This is a genomic window from Curtobacterium sp. LFS084, assembly GCF_047977705.1.
In the GTDB taxonomy this organism is placed as follows: domain Bacteria; phylum Actinomycetota; class Actinomycetes; order Actinomycetales; family Microbacteriaceae; genus Curtobacterium.
In genome coordinates this window covers 57,781-81,577 of the sequence record NZ_JBFPFM010000010.1, presented here as the reverse complement: position 1 = coordinate 81,577, position 23,797 = coordinate 57,781, and the positions used below count along the sequence as shown (strand labels likewise).

Genomic DNA, 23,797 nt, shown 5'->3' with positions numbered 1-23,797 from the left:
CACCCGACGGAAGGCCCGGAGCGCGTGACGGGTGGCCGGGCAGAGCGCGGGGCGAGTTCGTGATCGACCCTGACCCGGCCGACCTACCTGGCGACGCGGAGGCCGCTGCCGACCTGATGCGCACTGTGGCGACCAGTGGACCGTGCGCGGGAGTGTCGCGCGGTCCGCCCCGCGAGACGGTACGCCGCTCGAACCGAGCCGGCACCGGCCCGGGCGGCGTCGAACCGGTGGGCGGCGCGCAGGACCCGGTCCGCCCCGACGGCGACACGTCGCGCCCGCGAGGCCGCGGAGACCGGCGCTCCGGACCGCTCCGTTCGCGTCGTGCTCCCCGGGGCTTCGGGCTCCCATCCCGTCCGCGGGCAGATCGCGAGGATGATCGTGCCGAACAGCAACCCGTGCGACAACATCGCGGTGAAGACGGACGTGTTGGAGAGCATGATGCTCGGCATCACGAGCGCCATGGCAGCCACGCGCATGGGAAGCCCGTGGGCGGCCCGGTCGACGACGCGCAGCCACACCCAGAGGGCGAACGCCGCGATCCCGATGCCGAGCCAGCCGAAGTTCGCGAAGCCGTCGGCGAAGAGGTTCGCGTTCGCGTACCCGGTCGATCCGGGGACGAGGTAGTCGGCGATGCGCTTCGGCGGCGCGAGGTCGTACGGGTAGTCGAACCAGGTGTCGAGGAACGAGTAGGCGTACATCGCCACCGGGTTCTGACTGAAGTAGTCGACGTACACCGACGAGAGCAGTCCCGGGGCGAGCATGAACCGCCGGGTGAAGACCGACGTCCAGGTGATGCCACCCTGTGCCTCGTCGGCCAGGGCCGAGACGACCATGATCGCGAGCGGGGCGACGAGGAACGGTGCGGACCCCTTGGTCGACCGTCCGCGGAACAGCAGGGCCATGCCGAGCACCGCGACGAAGGAGAACAGCACGGCCTTGAAGCCCGTGCTCGAGTACAGCAGGAACTGTCCGACCAGCGCCAGGACGATCAGGGACGGACGTCGACGGAAGATGCCACGGGCGAGCAGCAGCGGGTTCACCACGTAGGCCTGACCGGTCAGCAGGTACCCGAGCGTGCCGCCGGAGCCGACGTCGGCCGTGTAGTCGGCGCGGACGTCGTAGATGTCGTCGAGGGCGAGGAACCGGACGTGGACCCCGACGGTCGCCGCCATGATCCCGTAGGTCAACAGCGAGTAGACGGCGCACACCGTCCACGTCAGCGTGCTGCGCCGGATCGCGAGCGAACCGAGCCGGAGGACGTCCGACGGTGTCGACCGCCCGACGGTGGCGGACCGCGGGATGCCCGCCGCGACGAGGACGAACGCGGTGCCCACGGCGGCTGAGAGCAGGAGTGCCGTCCCTGCGGAGAGGTAGCCGGCGGAGACGCCCATGAGCATCGTCGGGGCGACGCACACGACGAAGAGGGCCCACAGCACGACGTGTGAGGGACGGGTGATCCGCACCGGCAGCGCCAGCGCGACCGCGCTCGTCAGCAGGACCGCCGCCAGCATGACCATCGGTGACGCCCCGACGTAGGTGTAGCCGAGGTAGCTGAACAACGGCGCCACCAGGACCGCGGAGATCCAGTTCATGGTCGCTGCGAGCGCGGCGACCGCACCCACGACGAAGACCACGCGTCGGAGCACCACGATCGTCCCGGGGGCGGTGCGACGGGACCGCTTCGATGCCTGCACGGGGTCCACGGGTCAGGCCTTCCCGGTCGTCGCGAGCAGCTCGTCGTACACCGCGGTCAGCCGGTCGGCTTCCCGTGCCCACGAGAACCGCGCCGCCGCGGCCTTGGCCTCGGCGCCGTGCGCGGCGAGGAGCTCCGGGTCCTCGGCGTACCGACGGACGGCGGCGGCGATCGCGCCGGGGTCGTCGGCCGGCACGAACGTCACGCACCCGACGCCGTCGAGCAGCCGGCGCCAGAGCGGCACGTCGGTGGCGATGACGGCGAGGCCGGCGGCGAGGTACTCGAAGAGCTTGGTGGGGAAGATCTGGTCGGTCACGGGGGTCCGTCGGAACGGCACGACCCCGATCCGCGCGTCGAGGAGGAGGTCCCGCGCCTCCATCGGTCCGACCACGCCGCGGTGTCGCACGCGCCCGGTCGCCTCGGCGCCGCGGAGCACGGAGGTGTCGGTCGCGGCGTCGATCGAACCGACCATCTCGACGCGCCAGTCCGCGGGGAACGCATCGTGCACCGCAGCCGCGCTGATCACGTCGATGCCCCGGTCACGGCTCAGCACGCCGACGTGCGCAACGACCGGTGCGCGGTCGGCGAGGGGGCGCTGCGCCGAGTCCTCGGCGCGCTCGAGCGGGAAGTTGTGGATCGCGACGGTGCGGTCCGCCGGGAACCGACGTCCGGTCCACTCGGTCGCGGCGACGACGCGGTTCGCGGTCCCGGCGACCCGGAGGAGCACGTGCGAGAGCGCCGCGAACACGGCACGCTGTCGGTGCGACAGGTAGTCCTTGCCCCAGACCTGGTCGGGGAGGTCCTCGTGCGCGTCGTAGACGACGGTACGGCCGGCGAGGCGGAGCACCGGGATCGTCCAGATGAGCTCGGGGTCGTGCAGGTGCACCACTCGCGCTCCGGAGCGCAGCGCGAGTCGCAGCGCCTGCACGGTCGACAGGACCATGCGTCGGACCCGACGTCGGCGGGGGATGCACACGACGTCGACCCCGGTCCGCGGCGCACGCAGGTCGCTCTCGACGGCGATCAGTTGCACGCGTCGTCCGGCGGCGACACCCGCGGCGGCCTCGCGCAGGTGGACGCGGTTGTCGACCCACGGGTGGGCGGAGGAGACGTGGACGATGTCGTAGCGCATGGGCGGATCCGTTCGGGTCTGCGGCGAGGAGATGCTGGGTCAGGGGCGGTCGGTGACGGAGTCGAGGGCTCCGGCGTAGGTGCGGGCGAGGCGTGCGTAGTCGTGCTCGCGGAGCACGTGGTCGCGGCCCCGAGCGCCCATCGCGTCACGTTCCGCGGCGGGCATGGCGGCGAGCGCGAGCATGCCGTCGGCCATCGCGTCGACGTCGTCGGCGGCGACGTGCACGCCGCACCCGGACGCCTCGACCGACTCGAGCGGGACCGGGGCACCGACCAGCAGCGGCCGGCCGAGCAGCATGTACTCGTACTGCTTGTTCATCGAGACGCCGTGGCGGTAGAGCGGCAGGTCGTGCATGTTGACGACGAGGCAGTCGGCCTGTCGGCCGATCCGGCGGGCATCGCCCTGGGTGATGCGGCCGTCCCACGAGATCGAGGCGGCGGACGGGAGGCGCGACGCGCGTTCCCGGAGCGCCGTCACGTCGGCGCCGTCCCCGACCAGGCGGAGGGCGAGCGGCCCGGTCCCGCGTGCCGCGGCGGTCGTCGCGGCACGGTCGAACGCGTCGATGACGGTCTCGAGCGCGTTCGCCGGACCCATCGAGCCGATGTACGTGACCGTGAACGGGCCGTCGGTGCCGCGCGGTGTCACCGCATCGGACTGCTCGCCCGGGAGCTCCTCGACCGCGACGCCGTTCGGCACCCAGGTGAAGCCACCGGTGTACCCGCGGTCGGCGTAGTAGCGCCCGACCCCGCCGAGCGGCGAGACGATGTGGTCGCTCCGTCGGACGATGCTCCGCTCGAGCAGGCGGAGCGCACGGATCACCGGGTGCCGCTCGGTCATGCCGGCGAGGCCCAGCGCGGACTCGGGCCACAGGTCGCGGGGCTCGAAGACGAACGGCACCCCGTGCCGCTTCGCCAGGCGGGCGGCCGCCCGGGCGGCGAGCGGGTGGAACGACCCGCCGACGATCACGTCCGGCCGGGGGAGTCCGGCGAGCGTCCCGGGGGCGAGCAGCAGGAGCGTGAACAGGAGGATGTCCGCGGCGCGACGGATCGTCCGCCGGATGCCCGCGCCGCGGTAGTCGACGCCGCGGAGCCAGAGGAACTCGTGTCCGGCGCCGGACCAGCGCTGCCGGAGACGGGAGCCGCGGAGGTGCGAGCGGCCGGTGGGGTGGTCGGTCCCGGCGGCGATGACGACGCTGTGCCAGCCCAGCCCGGCGAGGTGCTCGGCGAGGGACTGGTGCCGGGTCGCACGGCCGTCCCGCAGGTGGTGGTGGGCGTAGTGGTTGACGATCCAGACCGTCCTCATGCCGTCGACCCCGTCATCCGGTCCGTGCCGGTGAAGACGTCGGAGCTGGCGTGGCCGGGGGCGGTGATGCCCTCGCGGCGCAGGACGACGACCACGGTGCGCAGGAGGATCCGGAGGTCCAGGCCGAGGCTGATCGAGTCGACGTACTCGACGTCCGACCGGAGCCGCTCGGGCCACGGCAGCTCGTTCCGTCCGCGGACCTGTGCCAGCCCGGTGAGGCCGGGGAGGACGTCGTGCCGACGCGCCTCCTCGTCGGTGTAGAGGTCGAGGTAGCGGCAGAGGCTCGGCCGGGGGCCGACGAACGACATGTCGCCGCGCAGGATGTTCCAGAGGCTCGGCAGCTCGTCGAGGCTCGTCGAACGGAGGAGCCGGCCGAACCGGGTGAGCCGCTGGTCGTCGGTCGTGATGCCCTTGGCCTCGTCGACCTCGAGCATGCTCCGGAACTTCAGGATCGTGAAGGTGTAGCCGTGCAGGCCCGGTCGCTCCTGCCGGAAGATCACGGGTCGGCCGAGCCGGATCGCGACGAGTGCCGCGACGACCAGCATGACCGGTCCGGCGATGACGAGTCCGAGGACGGCGCCGCAGACGTCGAGGATCCGCTTCGTGCGCATCACGCGCGTACGACGGTCGTGGTTCATGGTCGTGGCTCCTGTCGGGTTGTCGGGTTGTCGGGTGGCGTGTCAGGCGGACGGGGTGGTGACGGTTGCGTACTCCGAGCGGTAGTAGCCGCCCTGACGTCGCGCGTGCTTGGTCTTGGTGAGGACGACGCCGCTGGCCTGTCGTCCGACTCGTTCGAGCGCCTCGGTCGCGAGTCGCACCTCGGTGCGCTTCGTCTGACCGGCTGCGCTGACGAGGAGGGTCGTCGACACGAGCGCGCTGAGGATCGAGGCGTCCGTGACGGCGAGGACCGGCGGGGTGTCCAGGAGAACCACGTCGAACCGGTCGGTGAGGACGTCGAGGACGCGTTCCATCGCCTCGGACCCGAGGAGCTCGCTGGGGTTCGGCGGGATGGTGCCGGCCGGCAGCACGTGCAGTCCGTCCTCGCCCCACTCCTGCAGGACGTCCTCGAGCTCGGCGCGACCGACGAGCAGGTCGGAGAGGCCGGCAGCACCCTCGACGCCCATGACGTTGGCGAGGTTCGGACGCCGCAGGTCCGCGTCGACGACGGCCACGCGGAGGCCGCCCTGGCTCATCGCGACCGCGAGGTTCGCCGTGGTCGTGGTCTTGCCCTCGGAGGGGCGGGCGCTCGTGACGACGAGTGTCCGAGGTCCGTCGGACCGCAGGAACTGGACGTTCGTGCGGAGTGCCCGGAAGGCCTCGCTGCGAGCGCTCCCGGCGTTGTCGCGGACGATGAGCGGATGCGCGGCGGCGTCGCTGTCGAAGGCGATGTCTCCGAGGAGCGGCAGGCCGACCTCCTCGAGGTCGTCGGCGGTCCGGACCCGGGTGTCGAGCCCGCTCCGCAGGAGGGCGAGCGCTGCACCGACGGCGAGGCCGGCGGCGAAGCCGAGCACGATGTTCGCCGCGGTCTTCGGCCCCACCGGGGAGCTCGGCGTGGTCGCCGGCGTGATCTCCTCGAGTCGCACCGACGGGGTCTTCGCGGAGATCTCGGGTTCGATCTGGCTGACGACCGACGCGAGGGTCGAGCCGATCGCCTCGGTGGTGCGGGCGGCGTCTTCGGCGTCCGTGTCCGTGACGGCGATCGAGATGATCACCGTGCCGGTCCCGACGCTCGCCGTGACCCGCTGCCCGAGCTCGGCAGGGGTGGTCTTCAGGTGGAGCTCGTCGATGACCTGCGTGAGCACCCGCGGGGACGAGGCGAGCTGCACGTACGACTTGATCTTCTGCTGGGCCGCCGTCGAACCCTGAGCGATCTCGCCGGCGGTCGACGCGTCCTGGCCGGCGACCGACACGTAGTACGAGGTCGACGCGCGGTAGGTCGGAGTCGTGGTGGCGCTGCTCAGGGCCGCGACTGCGACGCCGAGGACGGCGCACGTGGCGAGGATCCACCAGCTGCGGAGCAGGGCTCGGGCGATCATCAAGGCGTTCATGGCGGTCCTTCGTTCGGGCTGACGTACTCAGTGTAATACATCACATGAGCAATGACAATGACGAAGGGCCCCGCACGTGCGAGGCCCTTCGATGCCGGTGATCGGTGGATCAGCCGGCCGGCTTGATGGCGTTCCCCTTGCCCTGGTCGTCGACCTTCGGCGCGGTGCCGTGGTACGTGATGGTGTTCTCGTTGCCGAGGACGGTCAGGGACTTGACGCCGGTCACGTCGACCGTGTTCTTCTGCCCCTCGACGGTCAGGGTCGGCACCGTCCCGAGCGTGATGGTGCGCCCCGACGAGATGATGCTGGCGCCGGCGCAGTCGCCGAACGTGGCGGGCTTGGCGTCCTTGCTGTCGTCGAAGATCTGCAGGGACCCGTCGATGCAGTCGTTGTACTGCGTCTCGGCGACCTTCGTGGAAGCCGAGGCGGTAGCGGTGGGCTTCTGGTCCCCGCCGGACGAGTTCGCGGTGCAGGCGCTGAGGCCGACGGCGGCGACGAGCGCGAGGGAGGCGGCGGCGAGCGTGCGGATTGCGGTCGAGTTCATGATCTGGTCCTTCGGGTGGTGCTGCGGGCGTGCGCGACGGCGGCGCGGGGGGGGGGGGCGGTCGTTTTCTTGATCTGGGCGTGGGGGGGGGGGGGGGGGGGGGCGCGCGGGCGCGGGGGGCGGGGGGCCCCGGGGCGCCGTCGCCGTGGTGGGGTTCGGTCAGCGGGTGCTGGCCGTGATGGTGAACGGAGCCGAGACGCTCTGCTTGCCGTCCTTGGTGAGGACGATCTTGAAGGCGTACGAGGTGGCGCCGGCGCCGACCGTGCGGTCGAAGGCGAAGCGGCCCTGCGCCGACACGGTGCCGCTCGCGAGCGGGGCGTCGCCGACGTTGCCCACGGTGAAGACCTGGAAGGTCGCGTCCGGGGTGGCCGTGCCGGTGAAGGTGTTCACGCGACCCGGGGTCACCGTCGTGTTGTCGATGGTGACGTCCGCGGTGCGGGCCTGCAGGGTCACGGTGTCACCGATCATCGTCTTGCCGAGGTGCGTCTGCTCGATGCGGAAGTCGAGCTTGGTGCTGGTCGCACCGACGATCCGCTTGAACGAGTACTTGCCATCCGCGCCGACCACGAGGTCGGTGACGCCCGAGAGCTCGTTGTTCGAGGTGTTCAGGACGCGGATCGTCGCGCCGGGGGTGACGGTCCCGGTGAACGTGTTCCAGATGCCGGCGTTCACGTACTCGTTGTCGACGGTCGGGGCCTGGAAGGTGGCGGCGTCGATGGTGAACAGGTCACTCGTCGTGGTCTGGCCGTTGAGGGTCTGACGGATCTTGAACTTGAAGTTCGCCGCACCCATCGAGACGACTCGCTTGAACTCCCACTTGCCGTCCTGGCCGACGCGGAACGTGCTCTCGATGCTCGGGTCGAGCACCGTGTCGGACATGTTCAGCACCGAGTAGGTCGCGCCGGGCTCACCGGTGCCCTCGAAGGTGTTCTGGCGACCGGGGAAGACCTCGGTCGTGTCGACCGTCACCGGGGTGAGCGAGGCGGCGTTCACGGTGTAGAGCGGCGAGGTGAACGTCGCCCCGTCCGCCGTCGTGACCTCGAGCTTGAACTTGAAGTTCGGAGCGCCCAGCGACACCACTCGGTCGAAGGTCCAGTTGCCCTGGCCGTCGATGTCGAACGTGCCCGGGACGATCTGGGTGCCCGACATGTTCAGGACGCGGTAGGACGCACCGGAGGGGCCGGTACCGGTGAACGTGTTGTTCACGCCCGGACGCACCGCGCGGGTCGTGTTCGTGACCGTGTACCCGGCGTTCGCGCGGATGCTGAACAGCTGCGACGTACGGGTCTCACCGTTCAGCGTCTGCTCGAGCTTGAAGTCGAACTTGGATGCGCCGGTGGAGACCGCACGACGGAACGTCCAGTTGCCGTCCGCGTCGATGGTGAAGGTGCCCGGGACGATCTGGCTGCCCGACGCGTTCAGCACCCGGTAGGTCGCGTTCGGCGTCGCGGTGCCGGAGAAGACGTTCTCGACACCCGCGGTCACGGTCGCCGGACGGCTGACGGTGACGGGAGCGAACGCGTCGACCGTGGCGTCGATCGTGAACGGACCGTCGGTACGCGTGGCGTCGCCGAGCGTCTGGCGGACGCGGAAGGAGAACTCGGTGCTGTTCGCGGCCGGGGTGTGCTGGAACGAGAACGAACCGTCCTCGGCCACGCGCACGCCGCCGACGATGACCGAACCGTTGCCGTCGAGGATGTCGACGGTCGCGCCGGCGGTCGCCGTACCGGCGAACGTGGTGCGCTGCCCCGGCGTGTACTCGTCGGTGGTGATCTCCGCCGCGGTGAGCGCGGACTGACCCGGGTTCACGGTCACGGTCGCCGTCGTGGTGCGGGCCCCCTTCGAGAGCTGCGAGGCCTCGAGCACGTTCTCGCCCTGCTTGAGGTCCACGTCGGAGGACCAGTCGCCGGTCTGGGACACGGTGGTCGTAGCGACGGGCGTGGCCGACTTGTTGTCGAAGAGATCGACACGTGAGTTCGGTTCACCCTTGCCGCTGACGGCGATTGCTCCAGCGGGTGCCTCGCTCCGATCGGCGGGCGACGTGATCGACACCCGCGTGCCGTACTGCAGGTCGATCGCCACGTTGCCGGTGGGCGTGCCGTTGACGATCTGGTTGACCCGAACCGTGTACAGGCTGCCCTGGATGTTCGGGGCCGGCATCTCGACCGCCCAGTTCCCCTTGGCGTCCGAGGTCGTCGACGCGACCAGGGTATTGCCGAGGTCGCGGATCTCGATCCGGGTGTTCGGGTTCGCGGTGCCGGAGTACTCCGCGGGCTTGGAGTTGTCCGCGTCGAACCGTCCGGCGGCCGTGAGTTTCGCGACCCCGCCGAGGAGCGGCGGGAGGTCGTTCCACGAAGTGTTCCCGGCTCTACCCGGCCATCCCACAGCGGCGGTGAGCGACTCATTTCCGGACTGCCAGGTGTGATTCAGCGTGGTTAGAGCGGACCACGTTCCCGGCACGCCATAGTCCTCGCCGTAGAACGAACCGTTCTCGAAGTGGATTGCTGTGTAGCTCAAGCTGCAGGGGGCCTCGCGAAGGGCCGAACCCGACGTGGAGGAGAGAGGCGAGGAGAAGATGAGGCAGAACCCGGAGTCCTGCGAGCGATACCTGTACGCGCCGTACTGCTCGCTCGGAAGGATGTCGAAGGACGTCGCCCGCCGCGACGCCTGCGCTGCGCTGGAGGACTTCTGCCACATGGCGTACGGCAGACCTTTGGAGTCCTCGGTCGAGATGATGCCGGACGTGCCCGTCAGGAACTTCATGGTCCCGAGCACTTCATCGGAGCCGGTCGTGGCGGACGCGGAAGCCGCACCGAACGACAGGCCGGAGACGATCGTCGCGACGGCGAGCGCACCGGCGCCCAGGCCCTTCGCGAGACGCTTCTTCTTGGATGACATGGTTGGTGATCCCTTTCGAGGGGGTCGGGCCGCGTGCTCTCGCTCGGACGATCGGGCCGTCGGCGGCTCGCGGTGGATGTTCGCGGGAGACCCCGCTGCCGTACCAGAATATCAAACCGAACACTGAAATACAACATCCGCGATCGCCAACGACTTGAGTCGACTCATGGCAAGTTCCGAGGGTGTCATCTTGACGCCCAGGTGCACCGGAGTAAGGTTGAGTCCATCGGACGCAAGTCCAACGACTTCAGCATCACGAGTACCAACAGAAGGAGCACCCACACATGGGACGTGCAGTAGGCATCGACCTCGGAACCACCAACTCGGTCGTCAGCGTGCTCGAGGGCGGTGAGCCCACGGTCATCGCGAACGCCGAAGGCATGCGCACCACGCCGTCGATCGTCGCCTTCACCAAGGACGGCGAGGTGCTCGTCGGCGAGACCGCGAAGCGCCAGGCCGTCACGAACGTCGACCGCACCATCGCCAGCGTCAAGCGCCACATCGGCACCGACTGGACGACGGACATCGACGGCAAGAAGTACACGCCGCAGGAGATCTCGGCCCGCATCCTCGGCAAGCTCAAGCGCGACGCCGAGCAGTACCTCGGTGAGGACGTGACCGACGCGGTCATCACCGTGCCGGCGTACTTCAACGACGCCGAGCGCCAGGCCACCAAGGACGCCGGTGAGATCGCCGGCCTGAACGTCCTCCGCATCATCAACGAGCCGACCGCCGCCGCGCTGGCGTACGGCCTCGACAAGGGCAAGGAAGACGAGCTCATCCTGGTCTTCGACCTCGGTGGCGGCACGTTCGACGTCTCCCTGCTCGAGGTGGGCAAGGACGACGACTTCTCCACGATCCAGGTCCGCGCGACCTCGGGTGACAACCGCCTCGGTGGCGACGACTGGGACCAGCGCATCGTCGACTACCTCGTCAAGAAGTTCAAGGACGAGCACGGCGTCGACCTGTCGACCGACAAGATCGCCAAGCAGCGCCTCAAGGAAGCCGCCGAGCAGGCGAAGAAGGAGCTCTCGTCGCAGATGTCGGCGAGCATCCAGCTCCCGTACCTGACGCTGACGGCCGACGGTCCGCTCAACCTCGACGAGACCATCTCGCGCGCCCAGTTCGAGCAGATGACCTCCGACCTGCTCGACCGCACGAAGAAGCCGTTCAACGACGTCATCAAGGAAGCCGGTGTCTCGGTCAACGACATCGCGCACGTGGTGCTCGTCGGTGGTTCGACCCGCATGCCCGCCGTGGCCGAGGTCGTCAAGTCGCTCACCGGCGGCAAGTCCCCGAACCAGGGCGTCAACCCGGACGAGGTCGTGGCCGTCGGCGCCGCGCTGCAGGCCGGTGTCCTGAAGGGCGAGCGCAAGGACGTCCTCCTCATCGACGTCACGCCGCTGTCGCTCGGCATCGAGACCAAGGGTGGCCTGATGACGAAGCTCATCGACCGCAACACCGCGATCCCGACCAAGCGGAGCGAGACCTTCACGACCGCCGACGACAACCAGCCGTCCGTCGCGATCCAGGTCTTCCAGGGCGAGCGTGAGTTCACCCGTGACAACAAGCCGCTCGGCACCTTCGAGCTGACCGGCATCGCCCCGGCCCCCCGCGGCGTCCCGCAGGTCGAGGTCACCTTCGACATCGACGCCAACGGCATCGTGCACGTGTCCGCGAAGGACAAGGGCACCGGCAAGGAGCAGTCGATGGTCATCTCCGGCGGCTCGTCGCTGCCGAAGGAGGACATCGAGCGCATGGTCCGCGAAGCCGAGGAGCACGCGGCCGAGGACAAGGCCCGCCGCGAGGCCAACGAGCGTCGCAACCAGGCCGAGCAGCTCGTCTACTCGATCGAGAAGCTCATCAAGGAGAACGACGAGAAGCTCCCCGCGGACGTCAAGTCCGAGGTCCAGGCCGACGTCGACGCCCTGAAGTCGGCACTCGCGGGCGAGGACGACGAGGCTGTCAAGACCGCCTTCGACAAGCTCAACGAGTCGCAGGGCAAGCTCGGCCAGGCGATCTACTCCCAGCAGGACGCAGCAGCCGGTGCCGCCGGTGGCGAGCAGCCCGCTGGCGAGCAGCCGGCCGACGACGAGGACATCGTCGACGCCGAGGTCGTGGACGACGAGGACGACAAGGACAAGAAGTAGATGACGGACCCCAAGGACAACGTGCCGAACGAGGACGAACCCCAGGTCGAGGGCGACGCCACCAACGCGGCCGAGCCCGAGGACCTCATCGAGGCGGAGGGGCCCGACGTCGAACTCCCGACGGACGGCCCCGCCGCCGGCGGCCCGGCCGCCGACGCCGAGAACGACCTCTCGCCGGAGGACGAAGCGCTCCTCGCCGACGCCGCGCGCGGCATCGCCGAGGACAAGCTCAGCCCCGAGGACCGCGACCTGGTGGCCGAGATGCGTGCGGACATGCTCCGTGCGCAGGCCGAGCTGGTGAACTTCCGGAAGCGCGTCGAGCGCGACCGCGAGGCCAACCGCGAGGTCGCCATCGCCGAGGTCGTCCGGGCACTGCTGCCGGCGCTCGACGACCTCACCCGTGCCGAGGCGCACGGTGACCTCGCCGAGGGGCCCATGCAGGTCATCGGACAGAAGATCCGCGGCGGCTTCGAGAAGTTCAAGCTCGTGCAGATCGGCGAGAAGGGCGAGTCCTTCGACCCGAACATCCACGAGGCGATCGTGCAGCTCCCGACACCCGGTGCCACCGGCCAGACCGTGGCGGACGTCGTCGAGCCGGGCTACAAGCTCGGCGAGCGGGTCCTCCGTGCGGCCAAGGTCGCGGTGGCGGTCCCGGCCTGAGCGCGGGGAGGAGGTAGGGATTCATGGCCAGTCAGGACTGGTTCGACAAGGACTTCTACAAGGTCCTCGGCGTCGACAAGACGGCGAGCGACGCTGAGCTGAAGAAGACCTACCGGAAGCTCGCGCGGCAGTACCACCCGGACTCCAACCCGGGTGACGCCGCCGCCGAGAACCGCTTCAAGGAGATCAGCGAGGCCTACTCGGTCCTCTCCGACAAGGAGCAGCGCCAGGAGTACGACCAGGTCCGCGCCATGGGTTCGGGTGCCCGCTTCACCGCGGGTGGCCCGGGCCAGGGCGGGGGCTTCGAGGACGTCTTCGGCGGCATGTTCGGCCAGGGCGGCGGCGGGCAACGCGTCCGCTTCGGCCAGGGCGGAGCCGGCGGCTTCGAAGACATCCTCGGCGGCATGTTTGGAGCCGGCGCAGCCGGCGGCGGCGGTGGCTTCGGCCAGTCCAGCGGCGGCTACCGGGGCTTCGGTGGGCCGACGAAGGGTCGCGACGTCACGGCGACGACGACCCTCGACTTCACCACCGCGATCGCGGGCGACACCGTCAAGCTCTCGCAGGGCAACGGCCGTCCGGTGAACGTCCGCATCCCGGCGGGCGTCGCGGACGGGCAGAAGATCCGACTGCGCGGGCGCGGGGAACCGTCGCCCGACGGCGGCGAGGCGGGCGACCTGGTGGTCACCGTCACGGTCCGCAAGCACCCGGTCTTCGAGCGTGACGGGCAGCACCTCCGGCTGGACGTCCCCGTGACGTTCGTCGAGGCGGCCCTCGGCGCGACGATCGAGGTCCCGACGCTCGGCGGTTCCACCGTCAAGCTCCGGGTCGCACCGGGCACCCCGTCTGGTCGCGTCCTGCGCGTCAAGGGTCGCGGCGTCACGACCAAGAACGGCACGGGCGACCTGCTCGCGACGGTCCAGGTCGCGGTGCCGTCCCACCTGTCGGACAAGCAGCGCGAGGCCGTCGAGGCCCTCGCCGACGTCTTGCCCGACGAGAACCCGCGCGAGGACCTCCTCGCCAAGGCGCGCGACTAGCGTCACGCAACAACAGCGATGAACCCGGCCTGGAGGCTCGGCGCGGCTTCCTGACGGACGCTCGCCGAGCCTCCAGGCTGGTTTCCACCACCACGCGGACGACGGAAGGAACACGCCATGACCGACATGGACGAGAACTCGCCCGTCTTCGCGATCGCGATGGCCGCCGAGCTCGCCGAGATGCACCCGCAGACGCTGCGGCAGTACGACCGGCTCGGTCTGGTCGTCCCCGGGCGGACCCGGGGCGGGTCCCGCAGGTACTCGATGCGGGACATCGCCCAGCTCCGCGAGATCGCACAGCTCGGGTCCGAGGGCGTCTCGCTCGAGGGCATCCGTCGGGTGCTCGAGCTCGAGAACGAGAACCGGGCGCTGCGATCACGGATCTCCGAGCTCGAGACGGCGCTCGCCGACCAGCTCATCAACCGGCCGGGTGCGCGCGTGTTCGCGGCCTCGGCCACCGGCGGAGCCGTTCCGCTCCGCGCCGGGGTGCGGCCGCAGCGGAACACGCAGATCGTGCTGTGGCGGCCTCCGCGCTGACGACCGAACGACAGCGGGTCACCGCGTCGCCGCGGGCAGGTCGTAGAGCCGCGTCGTGTAGGTCGAGCCGTCGACGGTCACCCGCAGCTTGAAGCCGAAGCGGAGCGACCCAGCGGACACCGTCCGGTCGAACGACCACGAGCCGTCGTCACCGATGGTGTGGCGACCGGGGACGATGACCGTGCCGGAGGCGTTGAGCACCTCGTAGGTCGCGCCGGCGGGGCCGGTGCCCTCGAACGTGTTCACGAAGCCGGGGAGGACCGCGTCCGTCGTCACGACGACCGGGGCGACCCCCTGGTTCGCGTCGATCGAGAACAGCTCCGAGGTCTCGGTCTGCCCGTCCTTCGTCTGCTCGATCACGAACTGGAACGACGTGGCGCCGGTCGACACGACGCGTTCGAACTCCCACGTGCCGTCGTCGCCGACGGTCAGCGTGCCCGGGACGATCTGGGTGCCGGAGACGTTGAGCACCCGGTAGGTCGCACCCGGCTCGGCGGTGCCGCGGAACGTGTTCGAGAGTCCGGGGGTCACCGAGCGGGGCGACGTGAGCACGACCGGCGCGAGGCTGCCGTTCGAGCCGGGGTTGATCGTCACCTGGGCGGTTGTCGTGTTCGCGCCGCGCGAGGACTGCACGACGCGGAGCACGTGCTCGGCCCGGTCGAGGTCGTCGGTCGTGAGCGTCCAGCGACCGTCCGGCGCGACGACGTCGGTGCCGCGACCCACGATGCGGTCGGTGCCGCCCGTGACGTCGTGCACCTCGATCGTCGACCCGGGCTCGCCCGTGCCGGACATCTCGAGCGGTCCGCCCGCGTGCGCGGCACCGTCGGCGGGGGTCTCCACCGCGACGCCCGCGCCGTAGTCGACGTCGCGCGTCACCGCGTGCTCGGAGTCGACCAGGCCGGCGAGCGACTGGGTCGCCGTGACGGCGTAGGTGCCGGCCGCGTTCGGTGCCGGGATGGTCGTCGACCAGCGTCCGGTGGTGGCGTTCGCCGTGACCGGGGCGCCGAGCGCGGTGCCGGCGGCGTCCCGCAGCTGGACGGTCGCGCCCGGGTGGGCGGTACCGGCGGCCTGGACGGGGGTGTCGCGGATCGGGGAGAACGTCGTCGTGAAGGTCAGTTCGTCGGCGGCCAGCACGGCGGTGAGGGTGGTCGACCCGGTGCGGTCGGGCCCGACGTACTGCTCGAGGCGGATCGTGTTCGTGCCGAACGCCAGGCCGGTGACGACCGCGGTCCACCGTCCGTCGGTGCCGATGGACACCGCGTTCGCGCCGTCGACGAGGACCTGCGCGTTCGGGGTGCCGCGGCCGCTGAGGAACGCGGTGCGGGCCAGGGTGTCGATGCGGTCGATCCGGGCGTCGAAGGCCGGCAGGAAGTCCGCCACGTTCGGCAGCCGGTCGGCGATCTCCTTCACCTGCAGTCGCATCACGGGGTCGTTGTTGTAGAGCCCGAGGAAGCCGCCGTTGCGCTCCGAACGGAGACCGGTGCCGATCGGGTTGTTCGACCCCTGGTTGCTCGCGAGCGAGAACCGCTGCTCGACGGCGCCGTCCACGCAGGACTCGAGCGTGACGCGGGAGTTGATGCCGGCCGTCGCGGTCGCGGCGCTGAGGCACAGGTCGGGCGCGGACACCGGGCGGACCGGGCCGACGGTGCCGGGGGCCGGCAGGTACCAGTCGACGGCGCGGTCGAGGGCGCCGGCGAGCGTCGCCGCACGGTTCGCGGCGATCTCCTGACCGGCGGCGCCCGGCAGCGGTGCGGCGAACGCCGGTGCGCCCTGGAAGGACGACGTCTCGGTGACGAGGGGGCCGACGACCTGGTCGCCGTCGGCCTGGGTCGTCGCGGCGGACGCCGAGGTCGCGCCGCCGGCGGCGATGGCCGCGGTGACGCAGACGCCGACCGCGATCCAGCGCGCGCGGGCGGTGGGGACAGTGAGTTGCATGAGGCTCCTTCGGAGTCGAACAGGACCTCTGCAACATATCGATGTGGAACACCGTATGTGAAAGTCTTGGCAACGCTTGGCAACAGCCGGACCGGTACGCTGGCGCCGTGCCACCCGACTTCGCCGACCTCTTCCGCCGCCGTCACGACGACGCGCCGGACCTCATCGCGATCGACGGCACCGACCGGTTCATCCTCGACGAGGCGCCGCACGTGCACGGCGACGCGCTCCGGCAGCCGGGCGAGGTCGCGGTGGTCGACGACCGGTACGGCGTGCTGACGCTCGGTGCGATCACCCTGCACGGCGCCTCGGACGTCCGGGTCGTGCAGGACTCCCTGGTCGGCGTGCGCGCGCTCGAGGCCAACGCCGGGACCTTCGGTCGGCGGGGCTTCCACCACCCGGGCTCGCTCGAGCAGGCGTTCCGGGACGTGCGACTCGTCCTGCTCCGGCTGTCGAAGTCGAACGACCGGCTCGACGAACTCGCCCGTGCCGTCGCCAGGTTCGCCGCGCCCGACGTCGTGCTGCTGTGCGGCGGGGTGTCGAAGCACATGAACCTCTCGCAGAACGACGTCCTGCGCCGGTACTTCGGCGAGGTCACGGCGTCCCGGGGCCGGGGCAAGTCGCGGCTGCTCATCGCGCAGGACCCGCTCCGCGCACAGGCGACACGGGCGGACGCGACGAACCCCTGGCCGCGGTCCGTGCACGTCGACGACCTCGGCATGACCCTCGTCGCACACGGTGGCGTGTTCGCCGGGACCTCGCTCGACCAGGGCACGCGGGTGCTGCTCGACGCGATGGACGGCGCCGTGCCCACCGCCCGCACGGCGGTCGACCTCGGGTGCGGCAACGGCGTGATCGCGACCGCGCTCGCCCGGCGCCGTCCGGGCATCCGGGTCGTCGCCACGGACGTCTCGCAGATCGCCGTGGCGTCGACGATCGCCACGGCCAGGGCCAACGGCGTGACGGACCGGGTCGAGGTGGTCCGGTCGGACGCCGGCGACGAACTCGCCGAGGGGTCCGCGCAGCTCGTCCTCTGCAACCCGCCCTTCCACGAGGACACCACCGTGTCCACCGACGCGGCCGAGGCGATGTTCCGGAACGCGGCCACGATCCTCCAGTCCGGCGGTGAACTGTGGTGCGTCTGGAACTCGCACCTGCGCTACCGGCCGGTCCTGGAGCGGCTCGTCGGGACGACCAGGCAGGTCGTCCGCACGCCGAAGTTCACGGTCACCGCGTCCCGTCGCGCCTGACGCGCCTGACGCGTCGCGCCTGACGCATCGCGCGGGACGCGGACACCGGACGCGGACACCGGACGCGGACACCGGACGCGGACACCGGACACGAGAGCGGGGGGGGGGGGGGGGGGGCGCCCCCCGGGCCGGGCCACGCGGCGGCGGACCCGGGCCGCGCACCCGGGCCCGGCGGGGGGGGGGGGGGGCGCGCGCGCCCCCCCCCGCTCTCGTTGCCCCGCCTACGCCGGGATGTAGTCGAACGTGTCCGGGTCCGGACCCGTGCGGTGGCCCTTGTCGAGCGACGAGATCGCGGTCATGTCGTCGTCCGAGAGCTCGAAGTCGAAGATCGCGAAGTTCTCCTCGACCCGGGCGCGCGTGACCGACTTCGGGAAGACGATGTCGCCGCGCTGGATGTGCCAGCGCAGGACGACCTGCGCCGCGGTCTTCTCGATGTTGCCCGCGATGCGCGTGATGGTCTCGTCGTCGAGGACGAGGCCCTGCGCGATCGGCGACCAGGCCTCGGTCGCGATGCCGTGCTCGCGGTCGTAGGCGCGGAGCTCGTCCTGCGTGAGGTACGGGTGCACCTCGATCTGGTTCACGGCCGGGGTGATCGTGGTCTCAGCCGCGAGGCGGTTGAGGTGGTGGGCCTGGAAGTTGCTCACGCCGATCGAGCGGGCGGTGCCGCCGCGGTAGAGCTCCTCCATCGCCTTCCACGTCGGCACGAAGTCCGACTTGGTGGGCAGCGGCCAGTGGATGAGGAAGAGGTCGGTGTAGCCGCCGAGCAGCTCGGCCGACTTCTTCCCGTTCTCCAGCGCCGCCTCGGGGTCGTGGAAGCCGTTGTTGAGCTTCGACGTGACGAAGATCTCCTCACGGGGGATGCCGGACGCCTCGATGGCCTCGCCGACCTCCTTCTCGTTGCCGTACATCTCGGCGGTGTCGATGTGGCGGTAGCCGACCTCGAGCGCTGCGAGCGTGGCGTCCTTCGTCTCCGACGGGTCGATCTGGAAGACCCCGAAGCCGAGCTGCGGGATGGTCTTGCCGTCGTTCAGGGTGATGTTCGGAACGGTCATGGTCCGAGTCAACCAAAGCGCGCCCAGCCCGCATTCCGGGAACGTTCAGGCCGGGCGCGCCGTCGCGCGTCCGACGTACCCCGCTAGGCCAGTGCGGCCGTGATGTACGCCTGCAGCGCGAGCCCGTAGGCCTCGGCGGCGTCGTCCGAGGTGAACGAACGATCAGCACCGTCGATCGTCGCGACCACCGTGAAGCCGGCCGACAGCGACACGAACGCCGGCCCGAGCAGCTCGCGCAGCTGGTCCTCGCGCGGGAGCCAGAGCGACTCGGCGGCGTCCACGGAGTCGAGTGCCCACTCGGTCGTGCCGTTGAACCCGAGCACCGTGCCGGACGGGTAGTCGTGCCGCTCCACGGTCATCTCGGACACCGTGTAGACGTCGTCGTCCACGCCCGGCTTGTCGATCACGAACCGGTCGCCCGTCGTCGGGTGCCACCGGAGTCCGGCGTCACGCAGGGCGGTGGCGAGTGCAACACTGATCACGCTCCCCAGCCTGCCACTCGCGGTCCTGCAAGGTCGCCGTACTAGCATCGCCGGGCACCCCCACGCGCGATCGCACCAGCGTCCGCGCGCGCGACGCGACGACGCCCGGCCGACCGGTGCAGCGCCTCCAGGCCGAGACCCCGGCCCCGGGGCGGGCCGCCGGCCGGCGCCCCGACCGTGGCGGACACCGACCCCTCCGCCGAAGAGAAGGACCCGCATGACCCTCGAACGCGAGGAACTCCGCGACGACTGGACCGTCACCCTGGCCGAGGGCCCCGGTGCGCCGGACGGCGTCGCGGGCCGCGTCATCCCGGCGACCGTGCCGGGGCAGGTCCACACCGACCTCGAGCGCGCGGGCCTGCTGGCGGACCCGACGTTCGACCGCGACGAGGACGCGGGGAAGTGGGTGGGACGGGCGGACTGGTCGTACCAGCGCACCGTCGACGTCGACCCGCGCGGCTTCGAACGCGTCGATCTCGTGTGCGACGGACTCGACACCGTGGCCGAGCTCAGCCTCGACGGCGTCGTGGTCGGGACCACCCGGAACATGCACCGGCGGTACCGCTTCGACGCGCGCGACGCCACCGGCGGTGTCGGCCGCGGCAGCAAGACGCTCGAGATCCTGTTCGAGTCGCCCTACCGCGAGGCCGGACGCGTCGCCGCGAAGGCCGGCAGCATGCCCGGTCCGTACGACGAGCCGTTCCCGTACATCCGCAAGATGGCGTCGAACTTCGGCTGGGACTGGGGGCTGACGGCGGTGACGAGCGGTCCGTGGCGACCGGTCGCGATCGAGCGGTGGTCCACGGCGAGGCTCCGGGACGTCCGGCCGCTCGTCGACGTCGAGGCGGGGGAGGGCGTGCTCGACGCGCACATCACCGTCGAGCGCTCGGGACTCAACGACCTCGACCAGGACGGCGAGGACGACGACCTCGTGCTCGTCGTCACCGTGAGCGGCGGGACGGCCGACGGCGGGACCACGCGGCAGCGCTCCCGCGCCCAGCTGACGCCGAAGGACGACGAGACGGTCGTCACCGTGCGCGTGCCCGAGGTCCAGCGGTGGTGGCCGCGCGGCTACGGCGCACAGGAGCTCTACGACGTCGTGGTCGAGCTGCAGACGGTCGACGGCGAGGTCCTCGACCGCTCGACCTTCCGCACCGGCTTCCGCTCGACGCGCATCGACACGACGTCGGACCGGGTCGGGAAGCCGTTCAACGTGCACGTCAACGGCACCCTCGTCGACGTCCGGGGCGTGAACTGGATCCCGGACGACGTGATCGTCTCGCGGGTCACCCGGGACCGCGTCGAGGGGCGGTTGCGCGCCGCCGCCGACCTCAACGTCAACCTCGTGCGCGTCTGGGGTGGCGGCGTCTACGAGTCGCGCGACTTCTACGAGGTCTGCGACGAGCTCGGACTGCTCGTCTGGCAGGACTTCCCGTTCGCGTGCTCGGCCTACCCCGAGGGCGAGCCGATCCGCAGCGAGGTCATCGCCGAGGCTCGGGACAACGTCGCCCGGCTCTCGCGGCACCCGTCCCTCGTGCTCTGGAACGGGAACAACGAGAACATCTGGCTGCACGAGGTCGACGGCTGGGCCGCCGAGCTCGGGGACCGCGGCTGGGGCCTGGACTACTACCTCGACCTGCTGCCGACCATCGTCGACGCGGTCGACCCGTCCCGCTTCTACACGGTCGCGTCGCCGTGGTCGGGCTCCGAGTCGCTCTTCGCGAACGACGTCGACCACGAGACGCACCACTCGTGGGAGGTCTGGAACCGCCTGCCGGACACCGCCTACCGCGAGTCGGTGCCGCGCTTCGTGTCCGAGTTCGGCTGGCAGGCACCGCCCGCCTGGCGGACGCTCCGCGACGCCGTGCGGGACGCGCCGCTCGCCGTCGACTCGCCCGGCGTCGTCCACCACCAGAAGGCGGCGGACGGCATGGGCAAGCTCGAGCGGGGGCTCGCACCCCGGTTCGGTTCCGTCGCCCCGGCCGAGTTCGACCGGTGGCACTACCTGACGCAGCTCCAGCAGGCACGCGCGATCGCGACGGGCGTGGAGCACTGGCGGACGCACTGGCCCCGGAACACGGGTGTCGTCGTGTGGCAGCTGAACGACCTGTGGCCGGTCTCGTCGTGGTCGGCGATCGACTCGGCCGGGCGGCTGAAGCCGCTCGCGCACGAGCTACGGCGGCTCTACGACGACGTGCTGCTCACGATCCGTCCGGTCTCGTCGGTCGCGGCTGCGGTCGGTGACGGCGTCGGGTCCGGGGGCGGCTCCGGTGTCGGCTCCGGTGTCGGCTCCGGCCAGGCGGTCGGGTCCGGCGTCGGGTCCGGCCAGGCGGGTGGGTCCGGTCCGGTGGACGGGTCGGAGCAGCCGGGAGGCGCGGATCGCGGCGCCTCGTCGGCCGCCGGCGGGGAGACGGCTGATCTGGGCGACCTGGCGGACACGCTCTCCCTCGGGGTGTCGCCAGGGGCGTTCGGCAGTTCGCCGATCGAGATCGCGGTCCGTTCGACCCGGTCCGGTCACGACAGCGTCGTCCGGGTCCGGCGCATCACCCTGGCGGGCACCGTCCTCGCCGAGGTCTCGCTGCCCGTCCACCTGTCCGCCGCCGGGGTCGCCGTCGTGGCGCTGCCGGAGTCGGTCGGTGTCGTGGACGACCCGACGAACGAACTCGTCGTCGCCGACATGGACTGGCGACGTGCGGTCTGGACGCCGGCACCCGACAAGGAGATGCGCTGGGAGCCCGCCCGCTACCGCACGGCGTTCACCCCTGCGGCGGACGGCGACGGGCTCGACCTCGTCGTCGAGGCGGAGGGGCTCGTCCGCGATCTGCTCTTCCAGCCGGACCGGGTCGCTGCCGGCGGCACCGTCGACCGTGGCTTCATGACGCTGTTGCCCGGGGAGCGCGTCGCGTACCGCCTGCGGGGCGTGACCGAGGCGGACGTCCCGGCGCTCTCGGCAGCGCCGGTGGCCTGGACCCTCGACGCGGTGCTCGCACGCTGACTGGCTGCCTGGCTGACTGGCTGCCTTGCTGACTGGCTGCCTTGCTGACTGGCTGCCTGCCTGCCTGCCTGGCTGACTGCCGCCTGCCCGGCTGGCTGCCCGTCTGTCGTTCTGCCTGCCTGTGCGAACGGTGTCCGTTCCGGGGCCCGCCTGGGCTTCCTGACCGGTGCGAGTTACGATGGGTGCACGACGGACTTCCGCCGCACGCGTCGACGGTGACTCGGAGACGGCGACCAGATCCAGATACCAAGGAGTCATGATGCTCGGAAACCTCGGTGGCGTACACCTGCTGATCATCCTCGGGATCATCATCCTGCTGTTCGGTGCGACCAAGCTCCCGGCGCTCGCCAAGGGCCTCGGGCAGTCGATCAACATCTTCAAGAAGGAGATGGGTGACGACGACAAGAAGGCCAAGGGCACCGACGCCGGAGCGCAGAACACCACGGTGACGAACACCGCGGCCGAGCCCGCCCCGCAGCCGGTGGTCAACCCCGGCCCGTCGGTCCAGCCGAACTCGGACTCCAGGAACTAGGACCCCAGCCCCGTCCTGTCGGCAGCCCCCGCGACCCCGTCGGTCGCGGGGGCTTCGTCGTGCACGTCGGACGAGTCGTCCACAGGTCGTCCCCAGGGCAGGCGGGACCGCGCCGGGTGGCGGAGGATGAGCACATGACGACCCCTGCCCCTGCGGCCACCGCTCCGCTCCGCGACGACCGCCGTGTCGTGCTGGTCGTGGCGATCCTGTCGTCCTTCGTGGTCGGGCTCGACTCGAGCGTCGTGAACGTGGCGCTCCCGGCGATCCGCGACGAACTCGGCGGGGGACTCGTCGTCCAGCAGTGGACTGTGGACGCCTACCTCGTCACGCTCGGGTCGCTCATCCTCGTCGCCGGCAGCCTGTCCGACCTGTTCGGTCGTGTCCGGATCATCACGTGGGGGCTGGTGGTGTTCGGGATCGCCTCGGTCGTGTGTGCCGTCGCGCCCACGGGCGAGGTGCTCATCGTCGCCCGGGCGCTGCAGGGCGTCGGCGGGGCGCTCGTCACGCCGAGTGCGCTCGCGCTCATCGTTGCGGCGTTCCGTGGTGCGGCGCAGGCGAAGGCGATCGGGACGTGGACGGCGTGGTCGAGTGCGGCGACGATCCTCGGGCCGGTCGTTGGCGGGCTCGTCGTGGACGGCATCGGTTGGCGGTGGATCTTCGTGCTGACCGCCGTGCCCATCGCCGTGACCATCCCGCTCGTGTCGCGGATCTCGGCGGACGTCCGGGTCGGTCCGCGGGCCCACGTGGACGTAGTGGGCGCGGTGCTGGCCGTCGTGGGGGTCGGCGGTGTCGTGCTCGGGCTCATCGAGCAGGAGCGCCTCGGGTGGGGCGCGCCGGTCGTCCTCACCGCACTGGTGCTCGGCGGGGCGGCGCTCGTGGCCTTCGTGCCGTGGGAGCTCCGCGTCACCCGTCGGCACGGTGCGCCGCTCGTCCCGCTCGAGCTCTTCCGGGCGCGGAACTTCACGGTGGGCAACCTCGCGACGCTCTCGATCTACGGCGCCCTCGGGATGGTGTTCTTCGTGGTGACGCTCTTCCTGCAGGAGGTCTGGCGCTTCCCGGCCTGGCTCGCCGGTCTCGCGACGCTGCCCCCGACCGTGATGCTCCTCGTCCTCTCGACCACGGTCGGTGCGCTCGCCGGCCGCTGGGGGCCGCGGTGGTTCATGGCCGCGGGCCCCGCCATCGCCGCCTGCGGGGCGCTCCTGATGCTCGCCGCCGGTGACGATCCGCGGGGCTACTGGTGGTCGGTCCTGCCCGGGCTGGTGCTGATCGGTGCGGGGATCGCCCTGATGGTCACCCCCTTGACGAGCGCGGTCCTCGGGTCCGTCCCGCAGTCCGAGGCCGGAGCGGGATCGGCCGTGAACAACGCCGTCGCGCGGATCGCCGGGCTCGTCATGGTCGCGCTCGCGGGGATCGTGCTCGGCGGTGCGGTGAGCGTCGGGGGACTGCACCGCGCGATGGTGGTGATGGCGTTCCTGCTCCTCGCCGGTGCCCTCGTGAGTGCCGTCGGTATCCGGAACCCGCGGCGGGAATCTGCCGCCGCGGACGCAAGTTGA

At 71.0% G+C, this 23,797-nt stretch carries 18 protein-coding genes; 8 read left to right on the top strand and 10 right to left on the bottom strand.

Translation table 11 applies throughout. The features are described from left to right. Positions 1 to 83: 83 nt before the first annotated feature. The 7 genes from ACNQOV_RS08210 to ACNQOV_RS08180 all read right to left on the bottom strand — a co-directional run bounded on the left by ACNQOV_RS08210 (position 84) and on the right by ACNQOV_RS08180 (position 9,617). Entirely contained in the window at positions 84 to 1,703 is a 1,620-nt protein-coding gene (locus tag ACNQOV_RS08210) for an O-antigen polymerase (RefSeq protein WP_416394093.1), read from the bottom strand. A gap of 3 nt (positions 1,704 to 1,706) precedes the next feature. After that, positions 1,707 to 2,825 carry a glycosyltransferase gene (locus ACNQOV_RS08205; RefSeq protein ID WP_416394092.1) on the bottom strand — a complete coding sequence of 373 codons (1,119 nt, stop codon included), beginning with the start codon at positions 2,823 to 2,825 and terminating at the stop codon, positions 1,707 to 1,709. 39 nt (positions 2,826 to 2,864) lie between these two features. Next, the gene (locus tag ACNQOV_RS08200; protein WP_416394091.1) at positions 2,865 to 4,127 is read right to left on the bottom strand and encodes a glycosyltransferase; all 1,263 of its coding nucleotides are present in this window, start codon (positions 4,125 to 4,127) and stop codon (positions 2,865 to 2,867) included. Next, positions 4,124 to 4,765, bottom strand: coding sequence for a sugar transferase (locus tag ACNQOV_RS08195; RefSeq protein WP_402265310.1), 642 nt, complete (start codon positions 4,763 to 4,765; stop codon positions 4,124 to 4,126). The genes ACNQOV_RS08200 and ACNQOV_RS08195 overlap by 4 nt, the downstream gene beginning before the upstream one ends. Positions 4,766 to 4,807: 42 nt before the next feature. Then, entirely contained in the window at positions 4,808 to 6,175 is a 1,368-nt protein-coding gene (locus ACNQOV_RS08190) for a polysaccharide biosynthesis tyrosine autokinase (RefSeq protein WP_402265308.1), read from the bottom strand. A 109-nt stretch (positions 6,176 to 6,284) separates the two neighbouring features. Continuing rightward, entirely contained in the window at positions 6,285 to 6,719 is a 435-nt protein-coding gene (locus ACNQOV_RS08185; RefSeq protein ID WP_416394090.1) for a DUF3060 domain-containing protein, read from the bottom strand. Positions 6,720 to 6,878: 159 nt separating this feature from the next. Then, positions 6,879 to 9,617: a hypothetical protein gene (locus ACNQOV_RS08180; protein WP_416394089.1), complete on the bottom strand. Its 2,739-nt coding sequence runs from the start codon at positions 9,615 to 9,617 to the stop codon at positions 6,879 to 6,881. Positions 9,618 to 9,901: 284 nt separating this feature from the next. Here ACNQOV_RS08180 and dnaK point away from each other — a divergent pair, with 284 nt between their 5' ends. The 4 genes from dnaK (at position 9,902) to ACNQOV_RS08160 (ending at position 13,998) form a co-directional block, all read left to right on the top strand. Continuing rightward, positions 9,902 to 11,767: a molecular chaperone DnaK gene (gene dnaK / locus ACNQOV_RS08175; RefSeq protein WP_022906161.1), complete on the top strand. Its 1,866-nt coding sequence runs from the start codon at positions 9,902 to 9,904 to the stop codon at positions 11,765 to 11,767. Beyond that, positions 11,768 to 12,427 carry a nucleotide exchange factor GrpE gene (locus tag ACNQOV_RS08170; RefSeq protein ID WP_022906160.1) on the top strand — a complete coding sequence of 220 codons (660 nt, stop codon included), beginning with the start codon at positions 11,768 to 11,770 and terminating at the stop codon, positions 12,425 to 12,427. It abuts the gene before it with no gap. Positions 12,428 to 12,450: 23 nt separating this feature from the next. Further along, the gene (locus ACNQOV_RS08165) at positions 12,451 to 13,461 is read left to right on the top strand and encodes a DnaJ C-terminal domain-containing protein (RefSeq protein WP_416394088.1); all 1,011 of its coding nucleotides are present in this window, start codon (positions 12,451 to 12,453) and stop codon (positions 13,459 to 13,461) included. Between the two features lie 126 nt (positions 13,462 to 13,587). After that, a complete protein-coding gene (locus ACNQOV_RS08160) occupies positions 13,588 to 13,998 on the top strand; it encodes a heat shock protein transcriptional repressor HspR (RefSeq protein WP_031261684.1) in 411 nt (136 codons plus the stop codon). Positions 13,999 to 14,016: 18 nt separating this feature from the next. Here ACNQOV_RS08160 and ACNQOV_RS08155 read toward each other — a convergent pair whose 3' ends face one another. Next, positions 14,017 to 15,933 carry a hypothetical protein gene (locus ACNQOV_RS08155; protein WP_416394087.1) on the bottom strand — a complete coding sequence of 639 codons (1,917 nt, stop codon included), beginning with the start codon at positions 15,931 to 15,933 and terminating at the stop codon, positions 14,017 to 14,019. A 107-nt stretch (positions 15,934 to 16,040) separates the two neighbouring features. Here ACNQOV_RS08155 and ACNQOV_RS08150 point away from each other — a divergent pair, with 107 nt between their 5' ends. Beyond that, positions 16,041 to 17,183, top strand: a complete 1,143-nt coding sequence (locus tag ACNQOV_RS08150; RefSeq protein WP_416394086.1) for a class I SAM-dependent methyltransferase — start codon at positions 16,041 to 16,043, stop codon at positions 17,181 to 17,183. A gap of 221 nt (positions 17,184 to 17,404) precedes the next feature. Here ACNQOV_RS08150 and ACNQOV_RS08145 read toward each other — a convergent pair whose 3' ends face one another. Both ACNQOV_RS08145 and ACNQOV_RS08140 read right to left on the bottom strand, forming a co-directional pair. Continuing rightward, complete coding sequence (locus tag ACNQOV_RS08145; protein WP_416394085.1) at positions 17,405 to 18,235, bottom strand: aldo/keto reductase; 831 nt, start codon at positions 18,233 to 18,235, stop codon at positions 17,405 to 17,407. A gap of 83 nt (positions 18,236 to 18,318) precedes the next feature. Beyond that, positions 18,319 to 18,717 carry a hypothetical protein gene (locus ACNQOV_RS08140; RefSeq protein WP_022906154.1) on the bottom strand — a complete coding sequence of 133 codons (399 nt, stop codon included), beginning with the start codon at positions 18,715 to 18,717 and terminating at the stop codon, positions 18,319 to 18,321. 217 nt (positions 18,718 to 18,934) lie between these two features. On the opposite strand from ACNQOV_RS08140, the gene ACNQOV_RS08135 reads away from it, so the two are divergent. The 3 genes from ACNQOV_RS08135 to ACNQOV_RS08125 all read left to right on the top strand — a co-directional run bounded on the left by ACNQOV_RS08135 (position 18,935) and on the right by ACNQOV_RS08125 (position 23,797). Further along, entirely contained in the window at positions 18,935 to 21,712 is a 2,778-nt protein-coding gene (locus ACNQOV_RS08135) for a glycoside hydrolase family 2 protein (protein ID WP_416394084.1), read from the top strand. Positions 21,713 to 21,968: 256 nt separating this feature from the next. Further along, positions 21,969 to 22,244 (top strand): twin-arginine translocase TatA/TatE family subunit, encoded by a 276-nt coding sequence (gene tatA / locus ACNQOV_RS08130; protein ID WP_022906152.1) that lies wholly within the window; start codon positions 21,969 to 21,971, stop codon positions 22,242 to 22,244. 134 nt (positions 22,245 to 22,378) lie between these two features. Beyond that, the gene (locus tag ACNQOV_RS08125) at positions 22,379 to 23,797 is read left to right on the top strand and encodes an MFS transporter (protein WP_402265281.1); all 1,419 of its coding nucleotides are present in this window, start codon (positions 22,379 to 22,381) and stop codon (positions 23,795 to 23,797) included.